The following is a 16,685-nucleotide window of genomic DNA, read 5'->3' as shown; positions in this document are numbered from 1 at the left end:
CCGGACCACCGGCCTCACCACCGGAGCCGTCGGGCCCGCCGGGGCCGTCGGCCGCGACCGCCGTGTGGGCGGGGCCGTCGCCCGGCCCGGCGAACGCGGTCCCGACGATCAGGCCGCTCGCGGTGGCCCCGACGACCAGGCCGATCACGCCGGCCGCGACCGCGGGCAGCGCGGACCGGCGTCGTAGGGCGGCGAACCGGCGTCGTCGCGCAGGGTCACCCGCGTCGGAGGCGGCGGCCACGGTCCCCCCGCCGTGCACACCGTCCCGGACGTGCGGGATCGGGGTGTGGGCGGTGGGGGTCTCGTCGGCGGGGACCGGGGGCTGCCGGTCGGTGGGGCGGTCGTCGTCGCCGCGGGGGGTGCGGTTCTCGTCGTTCATGGTTCTCCTCGGACGGTGCCGTACCCGGAAGAGGGCAGCGGCGGGTCGCGGACCGCCGGACGGCGGACCGCTGGGGGTCGGGTGGGATCAGCCGGCGGGAGGCCGCGCGGCGTCGACGACGTCGCGGGCAGCGGACGTCGTCGCGGGCAGCAGCTCCGACACCGAGTCGACGATCCGGCTGCCGCCCAGGGACTGCGCGAGTGTCGTCACGGGGGCGAGCGCCTCGGCGCTCACGACCGCGGGGACCACCCACGAGACCAGCCAGATCACCAGCAGTGCGGTCACGGCACCGGTGACGGCGCCGACGACGCGGTCCAGCACGGACAGCTTGCCGCGGGCGAGCACCCGGCTGACCAGTCCGCCGAGGAACCCGCCGACCAGCGAGCCCAGCAGCAGACCGGCGATCACCCCGACCAGGCCCCACAACCAGGCCGAGTCGGGGGTGTCGCCGTAGCGGGCCAGGTTCGAGCCCCAGGCCGCGCCGAGGCCGGCACCGACCACGAGGCCGAGCAGGTGCCCGGCCCGGGCCACGCCGCCGAGGCGGCGGAACCCGCCGATCGCGGCGGCCACCACTATGATCAGGACGATCACGTCGAGCAGGGTCATCTCTTCCTCTCCGCGCCGCGGGCCGGCCGGCCCGTCGTCTCGGTGTCTGCCACGACAATGCCCGCGGTACCTGAGACGGACCTGAAACCGGCGGGTCCTTCAGCTCCCCCTCAGCCTCGCGGCGCACCCTTGCCCCGTGAGCACACGCCAGGACGACGACAGCCGCGGCCCCACGACCCGGGTCCTGGTGCTCGAGGACTCCGACGCCATCCGCGAGTCCGTCGTGGACGCGCTGGCCGACGCCGGGCACGTGACCGAGGGCGTCGTCGACGGCGTCGCGTTCGAGGAGCGCCTCGCCGCGTTCCGGCCGGACCTCGTCGTCCTGGACGTGATGCTCCCCGGCGGGCGCGACGGGTTCGAGCTGATCGACGTCGTGCGTGGGCACGGGGACGCCGGGATCGTCATGCTCACCGCGCGCGACGCGCTGGCCGACCGGCTCCGCGGGCTCGACTCCGGCGCCGACGACTACGTCCTCAAGCCCTTCGCGCTCGACGAGCTCGTCGCCCGGGTCGCGGCGGTGCTGCGCCGCCGGGGCAGGCTGCCGTCCGCGGTGCAGGTGGGCGACCTCGTCCTCGACCCCGACGCCGCCGTCGCCTCCCGCGGAGGGACGGTGCTGGAGCTGTCCGCGACCGAGCTGCGGCTGCTCACCTACCTCGCCGAGCAGCGCGGACGCACCGTGTCCAAGGCGCAGATCCTGCGCTCGGTCTGGGGCTACGACGCCTACGACCCCAACCTCGTCGAGGTCCACGTGTCGGCGCTGCGCCGCAAGCTGGAGGCGCACGGTCCCCGGTTGCTGCACACCGTGCGGGGCCTCGGCTACTCGCTGCGCGGGCCGTCGTGAGCTCCGCCGCGCAGACCCGCACCGCCACCCCGTCGCTGCGCCGCCGGGTCACCGCCGCGGTGCTCGGAGTGGTGGCGGTGCTGCTGGTCCTGGTGGTGGTGCTCGTCGACGTCCTGCTCGGGGCCCGCCTGGAGTCCGATCTCGACTCCCGGCTGCGGGACCGTGTGGTGCAGGCCCAGCAGCTGATCGCAGCGGGCGCCACCCCGGAGGAGCTGGTCACCGGGCTGTCCGGCCAGCAGATCCGGATCAAGGTGACCACCGGCGACGGGGAGGTCATGGGCGACCCCGGACTGAACCCGCCCGGTACCCCACCGCCCGCCGGCCGGCCGGACCGCGGCCCCGGTGGTGACCGCACCGACGACCCGAGCAGCCCGCCGGCCGCCCCGGTCCCGGCCGGACGGCCACCCGTCCCACCGGACACCGGCAGCCGCAGTGTGACCCTCGACGCCGGTGGCGGGGCGACGGTCGAGCTCGTCGCCGACGCCTCCGACGTCACCCAGGTCCGCAACGGCCTGCGTGCGGTGCTGGCCGGATCGGTGCTGCTGACCCTGCTCGTCGCCCTCGGTGCGGTGTCGTTCGTCGTGCGGACGGCGCTGCGCCCGTTGGACCGGATGACCGTGCTCGCCGGGCGGATCACCGCGGGCGAGCGCGACGCGCGGCTCCGGCCCGATCGCCCGCACACCGACCTCGGCACCGCGGCGGCAGCGATGGACGGCATGCTCGACGCCCTCACCGACGCCGAGCGGCGCTCCCGGAAGGAGGCCGAGCGGACCCGGGTCTTCCTCGCCGACGCCGCGCACGAGCTGCGGACACCGCTGTCCGGGATCACCGCCGTCGCCGAGACGCTGGAGCGGTCCGGGCCCGACGCCGACCCCGCCCGCCGCACCCGGCGCCTGGAGCTGCTGCTCGGCGAGACGCGCCGGGCCGGGCGGCTGGTCACCGACATGCTCGACCTGGCCCGCATCGACGGCGGCACCGCGGTGGCGCCACGGGAGGTCGACGTCGCCGGGATCGCCCGCGCCGAGACCCGGCGGGCCGCGGTGCTCGCGCCCGGGCTGACCGTCGACTGCCACGGGGAGCCCGCCGCGGTGCGCGCCGACCCGCAGGCGGTGTCGCGCATCCTCGCCAACCTGCTGGACAACGCCCGCCGGCACACCCCCGACGGCGGGCGGATCGAGGTCGTCACCCGGACCGACCGGGCGGCCGGGACCGTGTCGGTCTCGGTGCGCAACACTGGCACCCCGATCGCCGACGGCGACCGCGAGCGCGTCTTCGACCGGCTCGTCCGGCTCCAGGACGCCCGCGACCGGGACAGCGGCGGCGCCGGGCTCGGCCTCGCGATCGCCCGCGGCCTGGCCCGCGCGCACGGTGGCGACCTCACCTGCCCACCCGACGACGACGGCGCGACCTTCGTCCTCACCCTGCCCGTGACGGGCCCCGGCGGACTACCGTCGTGACGTCACGCAACCGTCAGTCCGACCCTGTCCGATCCGGGAGGCCGCGGTGACCGAGGAACCGCGGATCCCCCGGGGTCTGGTGATCGCGTCGAGCCTGGCCTGGCGCGGTCTTCTCGTCGCGACCGCCGTCGCCGTCGTGCTGTGGCTGATCGCGCAGCTCGCGGTGCTGGTCGTGCCGGTGGTTCTCGCGCTGATCCTGGCCGCGCTGCTCGCACCGGTGGCCCGGATCGTGAACCGGGTCCCGCTGGTTCCCCGCGGTCTGGCGACGGGTGTCGTCGTCGCGGGCGGGCTGGCGGTGGCGGTCGGGGTGCTGTGGTGGGCGGTCGCGGCGTTCCTCGACGGGCTGCCGAGCCTGTCGGCGAGCATCGGGGAGACGGTCGTCGCGCTGCGGGACCGGCTGGCCGGGCCGCCGTTCCGGCTCGACGACACCCAGCTCTCGGCCGTCTTCCAGTCGCTGCTCGACACCTTGGCGCGCAACCAGGCCGCGCTGGCGAACAACGTGATCGGCGCCCTGGGGACCGCGGGCGAGCTGGCCGCCGAGACCCTGCTGATGCTGTTCGTGCTGATCTTCCTGATCCACGACGGTGCGCGTATCTGGCGGTTCGTCCTCGGCGCGGTCCCGCAGCACGTACGGCGGAGGGCCGACGTCGCGGGCCGGCGGGCGTTCGCGTCGCTGGTCGGCTACACCCGGGCGACGGTCGTCGTGGCCGCCGTCGACGCGGTGACCGCGGCGGTCGGCCTGTGGGTGATCGGGGTCCCGCTGGTCGTCCCGTTGGCCACGCTGATCTTCTTCGGCGCATTCGTCCCGACCGTCGGCGCCGTCGTCACCGGGATCGTGGCGGTGCTCGTCGCGCTCGCCTCCGGGGGCTGGGTGGACGCGCTGCTCGTGATCGGCCTGCTCCTGATCGTGCAGAACGTCGAGGGCTACATCCTGCAGCCGCTGCTGCTGGGCCGATCGGTACGGCTGCACCCGCTCGCGGTGGTGCTGCCGATCAGCGCCGGGCTGATCGTCGGCGGGGTGCCCGGGGCACTGCTCGCGGTGCCGCTGGTGACCCTCGCCGACGCCGGTGTCCGCTCACTGCGCCGGCCCGGCGACGGGACGCTGCGCGACGCGGGCACCGTCGACCCGCTGGACCCGCGTTCGGCGCGGCCGCTGCGCGGCGAGGGCCCCGGGCCCGTCGCGCTCCCCGGTCCCGTCTGATCCGCAACCCGGATCCGGGTTTCGAGACACGGCACACCTTCGCAGGTCAGCGCGGTTTGTCCGGGAAGGCGATCGGCTATCCCCGGAGTGCCTCGCTCGACGAACGGAGGACGACGTCATGTCATCGATCGGGTCCGACGCACGCCGGCTGAACGGGTTGCACCGGATCAGCAGCCTGTTCGTCGGGATCATGCTCCTGGTGTTCGGGGTGCTGGGCTTCACGAACAACCTCGACTTCTTCTCCACCACCGGGTCGCCGGTGCTGGGGCTGTCCACGAACCTGCTGCTGTCGACCGTGTCGGTGGTCGTCGGCGCGGTGCTGGTCGGCGCCGCCGTCCGGGGCGGCCGGTTCGCCTCGACGGTCAGTGTGACCGTCGGTGCGCTGTTCCTGCTGTCCGGTGTGGTCAACGTGCTGCTCATCGGCACGCCGTACAACCTGCTGGCGTTCCGGATGCCGAACGTCGTGTTCAGCCTGCTCGTGGGCCTGGTGATGCTGGTCCTCGGCGCGTACGGGCGGTTCAGCGGCCGGCTGCCGTCGGACAACCCCTACGCGGCGGAGCAGAAGCACGTCGTCGACGCCGAGGGTGGCGACGACCGCGACCAGCGGCTGCCCGCCGGCGCCGCCGACATCGCCGCGGCCCGCTCCCTGGCCGACACCGAGCGGCTCGTCGCGAACGGTGGCGGGACCGAGGAGCAGCGCCGCATGCTCGCCGAGGTCGACGCCATCCGCGACACCGGTGAGCGCCGCGACGCGTGGAAGGCCCGCACCGAGCGCGGCGGCGCACCGGCGTGACCGGCCGCCGCACGGCACCGGGCCGGGACACCGCACCGGTGCCGCCCGGCGTCGCGCCCGAGCCGGTCACCCCGGACCCGCCCGCCCCGGTCCGGCACCCGCTGCTGCACCAGTACTGGGCCGACGTGGTGTTCCTGCACTGGCGGGCCGACCCCGCCGCGGTGGCGCCGCTGCTGCCGCCCCGGACCCGTCCGGACACCCACGACGGCGTCACCTGGGTCGGGCTCATCCACTTCCGGATGCGGCGGCTGGGCTTCGGCCCGCTGCCCGGCCTGCCCTGGCTCGGCAGCTTCGCCGAGACCAACGTCCGGCTGTACTCGGTGGACGACGAGGGCCGCCGGGGCGTGGTGTTCCGTTCGCTCGACGCCGACCGGATGCTGCCCGTGCTCGCCGCGCGGGGTGTCGCGGCCCTGCCCTACGACTGGTCGCCGTCGACGGTGTCCGGGCGGGTCGCCGAGGGCGAGGAGATCGCCTACACCTGCACACGCCGCTTCCCGGGCCCGCGCGGTGTCTCCGCACGGACCCGGGTCCGCACCGGCGCCCCGCTGGCCGTACCCGGGGACCTCGAGCACTTCCTCACCGCACGCTGGGCGCTGCACACCCGGCGTCCGTTGGGCACCGTCCGCTGGCGCAACGACCACCCGCGCTGGCCGCTCCACCACGCCGAGCTGCTCGAACTCGACGAGAACCTGGTCGCCGCGGCCGGTGCCGCGCCGCCGTCGGGCCCCCCGGACAGCGTCCTCGCCTCGCCCGGTCTGCCCGTCCGGTTCGGCGGCTGGCGCCGGGTCCGCGAGCACCGGTGAGGGGCACGCATCGCCGCCCCCGCGCCGCGCGCCCGGGATGAGGGCCTGTCGCGTACGCGGTACGGTAGGGCGTTCCGCGCCCCGGCCTCCCCGGGCGCCGACGACCGGCCCGCCAGGGGCCAGGAGCTGATGTGACCGAACTGGAGCCGACGACCGGCGACGCGACCGTGCTACCGGACGCGTCGCCCGTGGTCGACCGGCGCTGGGCCGACGCGCCGTGCGCCGCGCTCACCGTCGGCGCCGACGGCACCGTGCTGCAGGCCAACGGAGCAGCACGCGCGCTGCTCCCCCGGGCCCGTACCGGGGACCCGCTGTCGCGGGTCGCCCCGTGGCTGGCCACCGCGGGTCGCGCCGACCGCGGCGTCCCCACCGCGTTCTCCGACGTCGTCGACGGCCGCGTGCTGGAGGCCCAGCCCGTCCGGCACGAGGACGGCTCGGTCACCTGGTGGCTGATCGACGTCACCGACGTCCGGTCCATCCGCGACGAGCTGCACCTGGAGCAGGCCCGCGCCGCTTTCCTGTCCGAGGCCTCGGCCGCGCTCCTGGGCTCGCTGAACCTGGGTCGCTGCATGGAGGTCACCGCCCAGCTCGCCGTGAGCAGACTGGCCGACGGGGCACTCGTGATGACCCCGGGCACCCGCGGGCAGTTCCAGGTCGTCGACGCCGTCACCGACGGCCCCCTCCGGCACCGGACACTGCGCATCGACCCGGACGAGGTCCCCGGCCTGGCCGAGGCCCTACAGGGCTTCCCACCGGTCCCGTCGCGCTGGATCGACCCCGCCGTGGCCCCCGCCTGGGTGACGCCGGACGGGTTCGGCGAGGTCGGCTCGATCGTCGTCACCCCGCTGCCGGGGCACGGCATCCCGGCCGGCGCCATCGTGCTCCTGCGCCGCGCCGACACCGGGCCCTTCAGCGAGGGTGAGGAGGCGACCGCCCGCGAGTTCGCCGCCCGGTCCGGTCTCGCGATGTCCGCGGCCCGCATGTTCGCCCAGCAGGCCTCGATCACCGAGACCCTGATGCGCGACCTGCTGCCGCCGTCGCTGCAGCACGTCTCCGGGGTCGAGTTCGCCGGCGGCTACCGGCCCGCGCAGGACTCCGAGCGGGTCGGCGGCGACTTCTACGACGTCCACCCCGGCGGGGAGGGCTCAGACGAGACCCTCGCCGTGCTCGGGGACGTGTGCGGCAAGGGCCTGGAGGCCGCCGTGCTCACCGGCAAGATCCGCAGTGCGGTGCACGCGCTGCTGCCGATGGCCGACGACCATCTTCGGCTGCTGCACCTGCTCAACAACGCGCTGCTCTCCGACGACCACGCCCGCTTCGTGACGCTGGTGCTGGCGTCGGTGTCGCGCAGCGGGGCCGACGTGCGCCTGCGGATCACCTGCGCGGGCCACCCGCCGCCGCTGATCATCCGCGCCGACGGCCGCGTCGAGGAGGCCGCGACGCTCGGCACGCTGATCGGGGCGCTGCCCGAGATCCACGCGTCGACCTGGGAGACCCGGCTCGGGCCCGGCGAGACCTGCCTGATGTTCACCGACGGCATCACCGAGGCCCAGGGCGGCCCGGTCGGGCGCGACCAGTTCGGCGAGGAGCGCCTGCGCCGCGCGGCCGCCGAGTGCGCCGGGATGCCGGCCGAGGCCGTCGTCGAACGGGTGCAGATGCTCGCCACCGAGTGGGTGGGGCGCAACTCCCACGACGACATGGCCGTCCTCGCGGTCACCGCTCCGCGCGGCCGGCACCTCACCGCGGTGGGTGGTTCGGGCCGGGGCAGGTACACCGCATGACGGCCGGGCGCTACACCGACCTGCTCTGGGGCGCGGTGCTGCGCGGCGACGAGTACAGCGCGGTCGACGTCGTCGTCGACGCGCTGCGGGACGGCCTGGAGCCGGAGGCCGTGCTGCTCGAGGTGATCGGCGCGGTGCAGCAGCGGGTCGGGCTCGAGTGGGCGGCCAACCGCCTCTCCGTCGCCCAGGAGCACGCCGCGACCGCGATCAACGAGCGCGTGATCAGTACGCTGTCGCTGACCAGCGGGCGGCACGGCGGAGGGCGCGGCCGGGTGACCGTGGCCTGCGTCGACGGCGAGTGGCACGCGCTGCCCGCCCGGCTGCTGGCCGAGGTGCTGCGGCTGCGCGGGTTCACCGTCGACTACCTGGGCGCGCAGGTCCCCGCGGCGCACCTGGTCACCCACCTGCACCGGACCGGCCCGGACGCGGTGGCGCTGTCGTCGTCGATCGCGACCCGGCTGCCGACCGCGCACGCGACGATCACGGCCTGCCAGGCCGCGGGTGTCCCGGTGATCGTCGGCGGGCGGGCGTTCGGCACGGACGGCCGCTACGCCCGCCTGCTCGGCGCCGACGCCTGGGCCCCGGACGCGCGGGCCGCCGCCGACACCCTCGCCGACGGGTTGCCCGCCCCGGCGCACCCGCACGCCCAGCCGATGGACGACCTGCCGCACCTGTCCGACCAGGAGTACACGCTGGTCACCCGCAGTGCCCCGCAGCTGGTCGCCACGGTGCTGGACCGCCTGCCCGACCGTGTCCCGGCGATGGCCGGATACGACGACGAGCAGCGCCGGCACACCGCCGAGGACGTCCGGCACATCGTCGACTTCCTGTCCGTGGCGCTCTACACCGGTGACGCGGAGCTGTTCGAGCAGTTCCTCGGCTGGACCGCCGAGGTGCTCGAGGCCCGGTCGGTGCCGGTGGCCGTCCTGCGGCCGGTCCTGGACCTGCTCGGCGACGAGCTGCGCGACTTCACCCGGGCGTCGGAGCTGCTGCGGCGCGCGACCACGTCCCCGGCGCTCACCGGAGGCGCGGACACCCCCGTCCCGGCCGGCGCCGTCACCGAGGGCGCCGACTCCACGACGCTGCACCGAACCGGAAGGCCCGCATGAGCGACCCGCGAGAGCTGTCCCTCACCTGGACCAGCCCCGCGCCGGACCTCGCGACGGTGGCGCCGGCCGGTGACCTCGACTACGCCACCTCCGACGCGCTCACCGACGCCGTCGCCGTGCTGCTGACGGACCGGCCCGGCCTACGTGAGCTGCGGATCGACTGCGCCGGGATCGGGTACTGCGACTCCTACGGTCTGTCGTCGCTGCTGATGATCCGCAGGCGGACCCGGGCCGCAGGCGTCGAGCTGCACCTCGACAACCGTGCCGGTGCGCTGGAGCGGCTGCTGCGCGTCACCAACACCCTGGAGCACCTCACCGGAGCCGACGGGCCGGCCCGCGAGCAGCGGCTCGACACCTGAGCCGGCCGGCCCCCGCGGTCACCCCCGGTCGCGCAGCGCGGGCAGGTTCGCCTCGATCGTCGCCCGGTCCGGCTCCAGCCACGGCGGCAGCTTCAGCGCGCGGCCGAGTTCGAGCAGCGGCTCGTCGACGGTGAAGCCGGGCTCGTCGGTGGCGATCTCGAACAGCACACCGCCGGGCTCGCGGAAGTAGATCGAGGTGAAGTACTGCCGGTCGAGGATCTCGGTGACCTCCAAGCCGCGGGCCACCAGCTCGGTGCGCCACTGCTGCTGGGTCGCCCGGTCCGCCACCCGGAACGCGATGTGGTGCACCGTGCCGCCGGCCTGCACCCCGTGCCCGTCGACGCCGCCGACCACGTCCACGGCCGTCGCGGTGTCCCCCGTGGTGCGGAAGCGGCTGCGGGCGCCTTCGTCGCCGGTGTGGGTCATGCCGAGGTCGGTGAGCATCCGCTGGGTCGGTTCGAGGTCCGCCTCGGACAGCGTCACCGCGTGCAGGCCGCGTACCGCGTGCTCGGCGGGCACGTTGCCGGCGCCGTCCCAGCCCGAGCGGGTGTCGCCGGGCGCGGCGACGAGGTCGATCACCAGCCCGTCGGGATCGCGCAGGGTCAGGACCTCCTCGGCGCCCGACGACGCGTCCCGGGTGCGGGGCTCGTCGGCGTCGACGCCGAGCGCGGCGAGATGGGTCTGCCACCAGCCCAGCGACTCCGGCGGCACGCCGAACGCCGTGGCGGTCGTCAGGCCGGCGCCCTGACGGCCGGGCTCGACGTCGGGCCACGGGAAGAACGTGAGGATGGTGGCGGGACGGCCCGCCTCGTCGCCGTAGTAGAGGTGGTGGACCTGGGGCGCGTCGAAGTTCACCGTCCGCTTCACCAGTCGCAGGCCGAGCACGGTGGTGTAGAAGTCCACGTTGCGCTGCGGGTCCCCGGCGATCGCCGTGACGTGGTGCAGCCCGTGCGGGGTGACGGTCGTGCCGGGGGTCATCGCATCGCTCCTCGGTGTGGTTGCTCCCCACCGGGCTACCCGTTCCCGGGGCCGCCGACGCCGGACATGAAACCCGCCCGACCGGGGTACCCGGGTGTCATGACGACGCCCGAGAAGGACCAGCGCGAGCAGGACGAGCGCACGAGCCACCCGGTCCCGACCGAGCAGAGCGACACCCCGGTCGACGAGACCCCCGACGGCGACGGCGTCCACCTGGCCGCCCAGCCCGTCGCGGACGACGACCCGCGCACTGCGGCGTCCTGAACCACGCACCCGTCACGGAAGGACTGCACAGAACCATGGCCACGATCCGTTACACCGTCCCCGGCCTCGAGCGCGGAGACGCCGAGCAGGTCGTCGACATCCTGCAGCACCGTCTGCACGCCCTGAACGACCTCCAGCTCACGCTCAAGCACGTGCACTGGAACGTCGTCGGCCCGAACTTCATCGCGGTGCACGAGATGCTCGACCCGCAGGTGGACGCGGTCCGCGGGTTCGTCGACGACGTCGCCGAGCGCATCGCGACCCTGGGCGGCTCGCCCAACGGCACTCCCGGCGCGCTGGTCAAGGACCGCACCTGGGACGACTACTCGATCGGCCGCGACCAGGCGATCGCCCACCTCGGCGCGCTCGACGTGGTCTACACCGGGGTCATCTCCGACCACCGCACCCAGATCGAGAAGGTCGGCGCGCTCGACCCGGTGACCGAGGACATGCTCATCGCCCAGGCCGGCGAGCTGGAGCAGTACCAGTGGTTCGTCCGGGCGCACCTGGAGAACGCCGACGGCTCGCTGAACACCCAGGGCAAGGCCGGTGAGCAGGGCGCAGCTGACGCCTCCCGCTGACCCTCCTCCACGGCGCGACACCGACCCGGGCCCGGTATCCACACGGATACCGGGCCCGGGTCGTGTCGTGCTCCGGACCGGCCGTGACCGAATCGTTCTCCTCGAGCCCGGGGACGGCCGCCCCGGGCATCCGCCCTGCTCACACCCCGGAGCGACCGCGGGACGGCGTCGACGACCCTGTCTCCCGGCCTCGGGCGTCCTGCCCCGTGCGGCCACTCCACCTACAGTCGCGTGCCGGACATTCCACCTGAATCGACGCGTAAACCCCGAACCGGAGGTACACGGTGATCGCCCGCTATCTCAGGGAGCACACGAGCCCTCCCGTCTTCGTGTCGTCGGCGGTGCTCGCACTCGCCTTCGTACTGTGGGGTGCAGTCGCCCCCGCCTCGCTCGGCTCCGTCGCCGACGCCGTGAACTCGGCCGTGACCGGCAACCTCGGCTGGCTCTACATCTTCACCGCGAGCGCCTTCGTCGTGTTCGTCGTCGTGCTCATGGCCTCGCGCTTCGGCCGGGTCAAACTCGGGCCCTCGGACTCGACGCCGGAGTACAAGACCGTCTCGTGGTTCGCGATGCTGTTCACGGCGGGCATGGGCATCGGGCTCGTCTTCTACGCCGTCGCCGAACCGCTGACGCATTTCACGAGTCCCCCGACCGGCGAGGCCGGGACGGCGGAGGCGGCGGAGAACGCCATGCTCTACACCTTCTACCACTGGGGCCTGCACCCGTGGGCGATCTACATCGTCCTCGGGCTCTCGCTGGGCTACTTCTCCTTCCGCAAGGGGTTGCCACTGCGTCCCGCCGCGGCCCTCTATCCGCTGATCGGGAACCGCATCAACTCCTGGCCGGGCTACCTGGTGGACGTCGTCGCGGTGTTCGGCACACTCTTCGGGCTGGCGACCTCGCTGGGGATCGGGGCGCAGCAGGTCGGCGCCGGGCTGGAGACCCTGTTCGGACTGGAGAACAGCACTCCGCTGCAGATCGTGCTGATTCTGCTCATCACCTCGGTCGCCGCCGTGTCGGTGCTGCTCGGGATCGACAAGGGCATCCGGAACCTGTCGTTGATCAACCTGTGGTTGGCGCTGGCGCTGATGCTGTTCGTGTTCTTCTTCGGCCCGACCCGGGACCTGCTGAACTCGGCGGCCGCCAATGTGGGCGTCTACGTCCAGCAGCTGCCGGGACTGAGCTTCCAGACCTTCCCCGGTGACACCGACGCGCAGAGCTGGCAGTCGAGTTGGACGTTGTTCTACTGGGGATGGTGGATCTCGTGGTCGCCGTTCGTCGGCATGTTCCTGGCCCGCATCTCCTACGGCCGCACGATCCGCCAGTTCGTCGCCGGTGCACTGTTCGCCCCGGTCGGCGCGTCCATGGTGTGGATGACGGTCTTCGGCGACACCGCCCTGGACATCCTGCGGGCCGACCCGGCGAACCCGCTGGCGGGCGCCCCGGACTCGCCGGAGACCTCGATGTTCCTGCTCCTGCAGCAGCTGCCGGTCCCGGAGATCCTCACCCTGCTCGCGTCGGTGCTGTCGATCGTGGTGGTGGTGCTGTTCTTCGCGACATCGTCGGACTCGGGTTCCCTCGTGATCGACATCCTGACCAACGGAGGAGACCCGAACCCCCGTTGGCAGCAGCGCCTGTTCTGGGCCGTACTCGAAGGCGTCATCGCCGCCGTACTGCTCGGGGCCGGGGCGGCCGCGGGCGCGGATGCGCTCTCCGCCCTGCAGACCGCCTCCATCCTCGCCGGGTTGCCGCTGTGCATCGTGCTGATCCTCATGGCTGTCGGTCTCATGAGGGGCCTGCGCAGTGAGCGGTTCGTCGTCGCGCTGCCGGTCGAGGCATCGCCGGCTCTGGCTCTGAGGAGCAGCACCGCACGAACGGACGACCTCACGACCGAGCGGGCGGAGGTCGACGGCGGCCAGGCCACCATCGACCCCAACGGGGCCCTCTACTCCGAGACCGCGGTCGCCACCATGGCGACCTCGGATGAGGTCGAGCCGGACTCCGGCGACGACGTCCTCGACCACGCGGGGGACGTCGCGCTCGAGCGGCGCCAGGGCTCGACCTGACGGATCCCGGGGCCCGGATACCCGGGCCCCGGGACCTCACGGGTGCCCGTGCTCGTCGCCGCCCACCCACAGGGCCGTCGCGAGCGCCGGGCCCCACTCGTGCTCGGCCTCGCCCGGGGCGGGGTGTGCCTGCTCGCGGGAGCGGCGCAGCCGCACCACGAACGGCCCCTCGAAGGGCTTGCGGGTCAGCAGGTCCACCCGGTCGCCGAGCCGGACGTCGTGCGCGTCGAGGAAACGGAGCACCTCGGGGTCGGTGTCGTCGACGCGTACCAGGGTGCCACCCTCGCCGTAGCGCAGGTCCGGCAGCCGGCGGGCGTGGACCACGGGCATCGTGCCGTCCCGGGCCGGGATGGGGTCGCCGTGCGGGTCGAACCGCGGGTGCCCGAGTCGGGTGTCGATCCGGTCGAGCAGCCGGTCGGAGACGGCGTGCTCGAGCGCCTCGGCCTCCTCGTGCACCTCGTCCCACGCCAGGTCCAGCTCGGTGACCAGGAACATCTCCAGCAGCCGGTGCCTGCGCACCACGGCGAGCGCGGACACCCGCCCGGCGGCGGTGAGCGTGATCCCGGCGTAGCGGGCGTGGTCGACCAGTCCGGCGTCGACGAGCTTGCGCACCATCCCCGACGCCGACGGCGACGAGACCCGCAGCCGCTCGGCCAGCGCGGAGACCCCGACCGACCCCTCCCACCGCTCCGAGAGCAGGAAGATGGTCTTCAGGTAGTTCTCCACGGACTCCGAGAGGCGCTCCGCGCTCATGCCCACCACGGTATCCCGGCGACGGCGGCTCAGGCGGTCCCGGCCGCGCAGAGCCGGGCCAGGAGGGCGGGGTCGACCGGCGAGCCGAGGGCACCGCTCAGGGTGAGCCCGTTGACCGCGGCGGTCAGCAGCGCACGCCGGTCGGCGTCGTCGGGCAGGAGCCGGGCGGCGGCCGCGGCGAGCGCGACGTCCCAGCGGTCCAGCTCACCGCGTAGGTCCGGGCGCCGCGCGGCCAGCAGGAACAGCTCGTACTCGGCGATCGCGGTGACCCGTTCCTGACGGACGCAGTCCTCGACCAGCGCGACGAGGTCGCCCGGGACGGTGACCGCGTCGAGCCGGGCGATCCAGCGGTCGTTGACCGCGGTGAGCGTCGCGACCAGCAGCGCGTCGACACTGGGGTGGTAGTAGAAGACCGCGCTGGGCGGCACGCCGGCCTCCGCGGCGACCGCGCGCTGGCTGACCGCGGCGACCCCGCCGGCGCCGACCAGCCGCAGCGTGGCCCCGACCAGCTCGCGGCGGCGCCGGTCCCCGCGGCGGCGGCGACCGTCGGCCTCGGAGGTGTCCTGTCCGATCGCATCAGGCATGCGCGGTCGCGCCGCCCAGCTCCAGGGCGAGCACCCCGGCGATGACGAGCGCGATCCCGCCGAGCTGGACCCAGGTCAACGACTCACCGAGGAAGAACACCCCGATCAGCGCGACCAGCGCCACCCCGGCCGCGGCCCAGGTTCCGTAGGCGATCCCGAGCGCCATCCCGCGGCCGAGCGCCTGGGACAGCGACCAGAACGCCAGCCCGTAGCCCACCACCGTGATCATCGACGGCACCAGCCTGCTGAAACCCTGCGAGAACCGCAGCGCCACCGTTCCGGTGACCTCGGCGCCGATCGCGAGCGCGAGCCAACCCCACATCGCCGGACTCCTCCCCCTCTGTCCGCTCCTTGCCATATTGTAGAGCGTTCGCTCAAGTTTCCCGCCACCCGGACGACCGAGCACGAAATGGTTGTCATTGGCTTACGGTGGATCATCGTGACCACGCAGAGCAGTCGGACGACCGCGCCCGGTTTCCCCGCACCCCGCCGTCCCCGCGGCGACGGCTCCGTCGCCGCCGTCGCGACACGACTCGTGGACCTGCGACGACGCCTGGAGCGCACCGACCTGCGCCCCGCCCCGGACACCGACGCCGCGTTCGGCGAGCTCGTCGGACTCTGCTGCTTCCCGCCCGCCGGCTGCACCGAGGGCGTCCTGGCACAGGTCGCCCCGCACTCGGACGCCCTGCGGACCCTCGCCGCGACCGGCGAGGGCCACATGGAGAACCACTGGGCGGGCCGGATCGCCGCCGCCCCCGACCCGCGGGCCGAGCTGGACCGGTTCCCCTACCTGGGCAACTACCACGACCTCGTCCGGCTGGAGCTCGCCGCGCTGACCGCCGTCGGACTGCCCGCGCCGCGGCGCGTCGTCGTGCTCGGGTCGGGGCCCCTGCCGCTGACCGGCCTGGTGCTGGCCACCGGGCACGGCGCGCAGGTGCTGCACGTCGACCGGGACCGGGCGGCCGTCGCCGCGGGGGACGCGGTCACCGCCGCCCTCGGGGCGGACGGACGGGTCCGCAGCCTGGTCGCCGATCTCGACGACCCGCAGCTGTCCCCCGCGCTCGCCGACGAACTGGGCAGGGCCGACCTCGTGCTCGTCGGGGCCCTGGTCGGTCCGGACGCCGCCACCAAGGCCGCGATCACCGCCCGGCTGACCACCGCGACCGGGCCCGGCACGACCCTGCTCGTGCGGTCCGCCGCCGGGCTGCGGACCCTGCTCTACCCGGAGATCGTCCCGGCCGACCTGCCTGCACTCGACGTACTCCTCGAGGTGCACCCGCGCACCGACGTCGTCAACTCCGTCCTGGTGGCCCGCGCCGCCACGTGAGGTGCGTCGCTACCGCGGTTCGGAGCGCCTCCGGCCGGGCAACCGGACCCCGACGAGGGGCGCAGCGACGCGCCGGAGGACGACGGACCGAGGAGGTCGGGACATGATGCGGACGACGGGCGGGTTCTCCCGGCCCTACACCCCGGTACAGCCGGTCGCGGCGGCGTTCGCCGCGGCGTTCCTGCTGGTCGGAGCCCTGGGCTTCGTCCCGGGCCTGACCTCCGGTGAGCTCGCCGTGCTGCCCGGTGCGGGTACCGCAGCGCTTGCCGGGCTGCTGCCGGTGTCGGTGCTGCAGAACGTGCTGCACCTCGTCATCGGCGTGGCCGGGCTGGCCTCGGCGCGCTCCGGTGCCGCGTCGCGGGTGGTGCTCGTGGCCGGTGGCGCCGTCGCGCTGCTGAGCGCCGCCGTCGCCCTGGACGCCGTGGGCGCGGCCCTGGTGGTCGTCGCCGTCGCGATGGTCGGCTGCGCGACGCTGCTGCGCGGCCGTCCCGTGGTGCGTCCGGGCCGCCGCGGAGCCGCCGCGGCCTGAGACCTGGACGGGGCGTGACCCCCGTGGTCCGATGGCGGTGTGTCCGACACACCGTCCGCCGGGACCCCGGTCACCGGACGACACCCCGACCACGGCCACGAGGCCGAGGTCGGCGACCCGGTGTGCTGGCTGGACCGGCTCTGCCCGGACTGCGGGGCGATGCCCTCGCCCACCGACGACGGCGGGCCGCCGCAGACCTGCTGGCGCTGCGGCGCCGCCGTCACGCCCCCGTCGGGCTTGCGATCGCCTGACGATCGTGCCGGGCCCGACGCCG

At 74.4% G+C, this 16,685-nt stretch carries 18 protein-coding genes and 1 pseudogene; 13 read left to right on the top strand and 6 right to left on the bottom strand.

Annotation, left to right across the window (positions count from 1 at the left end; all coding sequences use genetic code 11):
* Nucleotides 1–379 (bottom strand): annotated as a pseudogene (locus NH602_RS07920) (hypothetical protein); the annotation flags it as partial.
* Between the two features lie 87 nt (nucleotides 380–466).
* Complete coding sequence (locus tag NH602_RS07915) at nucleotides 467–985, bottom strand: CvpA family protein (protein ID WP_253067449.1); 519 nt, start codon at nucleotides 983–985, stop codon at nucleotides 467–469.
* 136 nt (nucleotides 986–1,121) lie between these two features.
* Between NH602_RS07915 and NH602_RS07910 the strand changes: the two genes are divergently transcribed.
* The 8 genes from NH602_RS07910 to NH602_RS07875 all read left to right on the top strand — a co-directional run bounded on the left by NH602_RS07910 (nucleotide 1,122) and on the right by NH602_RS07875 (nucleotide 9,329).
* Nucleotides 1,122–1,826: a response regulator transcription factor gene (locus NH602_RS07910; RefSeq protein WP_073575899.1), complete on the top strand. Its 705-nt coding sequence runs from the start codon at nucleotides 1,122–1,124 to the stop codon at nucleotides 1,824–1,826.
* On the top strand, nucleotides 1,823–3,283 hold the full coding sequence (locus tag NH602_RS07905; RefSeq protein ID WP_253067448.1) for a cell wall metabolism sensor histidine kinase WalK: 1,461 nt from the start codon (nucleotides 1,823–1,825) through the stop codon (nucleotides 3,281–3,283). Before NH602_RS07910 ends, NH602_RS07905 begins: the two co-directional genes overlap by 4 nt.
* A gap of 46 nt (nucleotides 3,284–3,329) precedes the next feature.
* Nucleotides 3,330–4,484, top strand: a complete 1,155-nt coding sequence (locus NH602_RS07900) for an AI-2E family transporter (RefSeq protein ID WP_073575897.1) — start codon at nucleotides 3,330–3,332, stop codon at nucleotides 4,482–4,484.
* A gap of 118 nt (nucleotides 4,485–4,602) precedes the next feature.
* Complete coding sequence (locus tag NH602_RS07895; RefSeq protein WP_253067447.1) at nucleotides 4,603–5,277, top strand: DUF4383 domain-containing protein; 675 nt, start codon at nucleotides 4,603–4,605, stop codon at nucleotides 5,275–5,277.
* The gene (locus tag NH602_RS07890; protein WP_218899288.1) at nucleotides 5,274–6,080 is read left to right on the top strand and encodes a YqjF family protein; all 807 of its coding nucleotides are present in this window, start codon (nucleotides 5,274–5,276) and stop codon (nucleotides 6,078–6,080) included. Before NH602_RS07895 ends, NH602_RS07890 begins: the two co-directional genes overlap by 4 nt.
* Nucleotides 6,081–6,211: 131 nt before the next feature.
* Nucleotides 6,212–7,861 (top strand): PP2C family protein-serine/threonine phosphatase, encoded by a 1,650-nt coding sequence (locus NH602_RS07885; protein ID WP_253067446.1) that lies wholly within the window; start codon nucleotides 6,212–6,214, stop codon nucleotides 7,859–7,861.
* Nucleotides 7,858–8,970, top strand: coding sequence for a B12-binding domain-containing protein (locus tag NH602_RS07880; RefSeq protein WP_253067445.1), 1,113 nt, complete (start codon nucleotides 7,858–7,860; stop codon nucleotides 8,968–8,970). Before NH602_RS07885 ends, NH602_RS07880 begins: the two co-directional genes overlap by 4 nt.
* Nucleotides 8,967–9,329 (top strand): STAS domain-containing protein, encoded by a 363-nt coding sequence (locus NH602_RS07875; RefSeq protein WP_226364667.1) that lies wholly within the window; start codon nucleotides 8,967–8,969, stop codon nucleotides 9,327–9,329. Before NH602_RS07880 ends, NH602_RS07875 begins: the two co-directional genes overlap by 4 nt.
* An 18-nt stretch (nucleotides 9,330–9,347) precedes the next feature.
* Here the strand turns inward: NH602_RS07875 and NH602_RS07870 are convergent, their stop codons facing one another.
* Complete coding sequence (locus NH602_RS07870) at nucleotides 9,348–10,307, bottom strand: ring-cleaving dioxygenase (RefSeq protein WP_253067444.1); 960 nt, start codon at nucleotides 10,305–10,307, stop codon at nucleotides 9,348–9,350.
* 99 nt (nucleotides 10,308–10,406) lie between these two features.
* Here NH602_RS07870 and NH602_RS07865 point away from each other — a divergent pair, with 99 nt between their 5' ends.
* The 3 genes from NH602_RS07865 (at nucleotide 10,407) to NH602_RS07855 (ending at nucleotide 13,218) form a co-directional block, all read left to right on the top strand.
* Entirely contained in the window at nucleotides 10,407–10,571 is a 165-nt protein-coding gene (locus tag NH602_RS07865) for a hypothetical protein (RefSeq protein WP_167379071.1), read from the top strand.
* A gap of 35 nt (nucleotides 10,572–10,606) precedes the next feature.
* A complete protein-coding gene (locus NH602_RS07860; protein ID WP_073575892.1) occupies nucleotides 10,607–11,152 on the top strand; it encodes a Dps family protein in 546 nt (181 codons plus the stop codon).
* A 284-nt stretch (nucleotides 11,153–11,436) separates the two neighbouring features.
* A complete protein-coding gene (locus tag NH602_RS07855; protein ID WP_253067443.1) occupies nucleotides 11,437–13,218 on the top strand; it encodes a BCCT family transporter in 1,782 nt (593 codons plus the stop codon).
* 36 nt (nucleotides 13,219–13,254) lie between these two features.
* Here NH602_RS07855 and NH602_RS07850 read toward each other — a convergent pair whose 3' ends face one another.
* Genes NH602_RS07850 through NH602_RS07840 form a run of 3 tightly spaced genes read right to left on the bottom strand, consistent with a single transcriptional unit; the run spans nucleotide 13,255 to nucleotide 14,877 of the window.
* Nucleotides 13,255–13,971 (bottom strand): metal-dependent transcriptional regulator, encoded by a 717-nt coding sequence (locus NH602_RS07850; RefSeq protein ID WP_073575890.1) that lies wholly within the window; start codon nucleotides 13,969–13,971, stop codon nucleotides 13,255–13,257.
* A gap of 29 nt (nucleotides 13,972–14,000) precedes the next feature.
* Entirely contained in the window at nucleotides 14,001–14,555 is a 555-nt protein-coding gene (locus NH602_RS07845) for a TetR/AcrR family transcriptional regulator (protein WP_073575889.1), read from the bottom strand.
* On the bottom strand, nucleotides 14,548–14,877 hold the full coding sequence (locus NH602_RS07840) for a multidrug efflux SMR transporter (RefSeq protein ID WP_062399751.1): 330 nt from the start codon (nucleotides 14,875–14,877) through the stop codon (nucleotides 14,548–14,550). Before NH602_RS07840 ends, NH602_RS07845 begins: the two co-directional genes overlap by 8 nt.
* Nucleotides 14,878–14,994: 117 nt before the next feature.
* On the opposite strand from NH602_RS07840, the gene NH602_RS07835 reads away from it, so the two are divergent.
* A complete protein-coding gene (locus tag NH602_RS07835) occupies nucleotides 14,995–15,882 on the top strand; it encodes a nicotianamine synthase family protein (protein WP_161152809.1) in 888 nt (295 codons plus the stop codon).
* A 103-nt stretch (nucleotides 15,883–15,985) separates the two neighbouring features.
* Nucleotides 15,986–16,411, top strand: a complete 426-nt coding sequence (locus NH602_RS07830; RefSeq protein WP_253067442.1) for a DUF4383 domain-containing protein — start codon at nucleotides 15,986–15,988, stop codon at nucleotides 16,409–16,411.
* The last annotated feature ends 274 nt before the right edge of the window (nucleotides 16,412–16,685 follow it).

The sequence above is a fragment of the Pseudonocardia sp. McavD-2-B genome, assembly GCF_024124365.1.
In the GTDB taxonomy this organism is placed as follows: Bacteria; Actinomycetota; Actinomycetes; order Mycobacteriales; family Pseudonocardiaceae; genus Pseudonocardia; species Pseudonocardia alni.
Note: the sequence above shows the minus strand (reverse complement) of the source record. Positions and strands in the feature narration are given on the sequence as shown.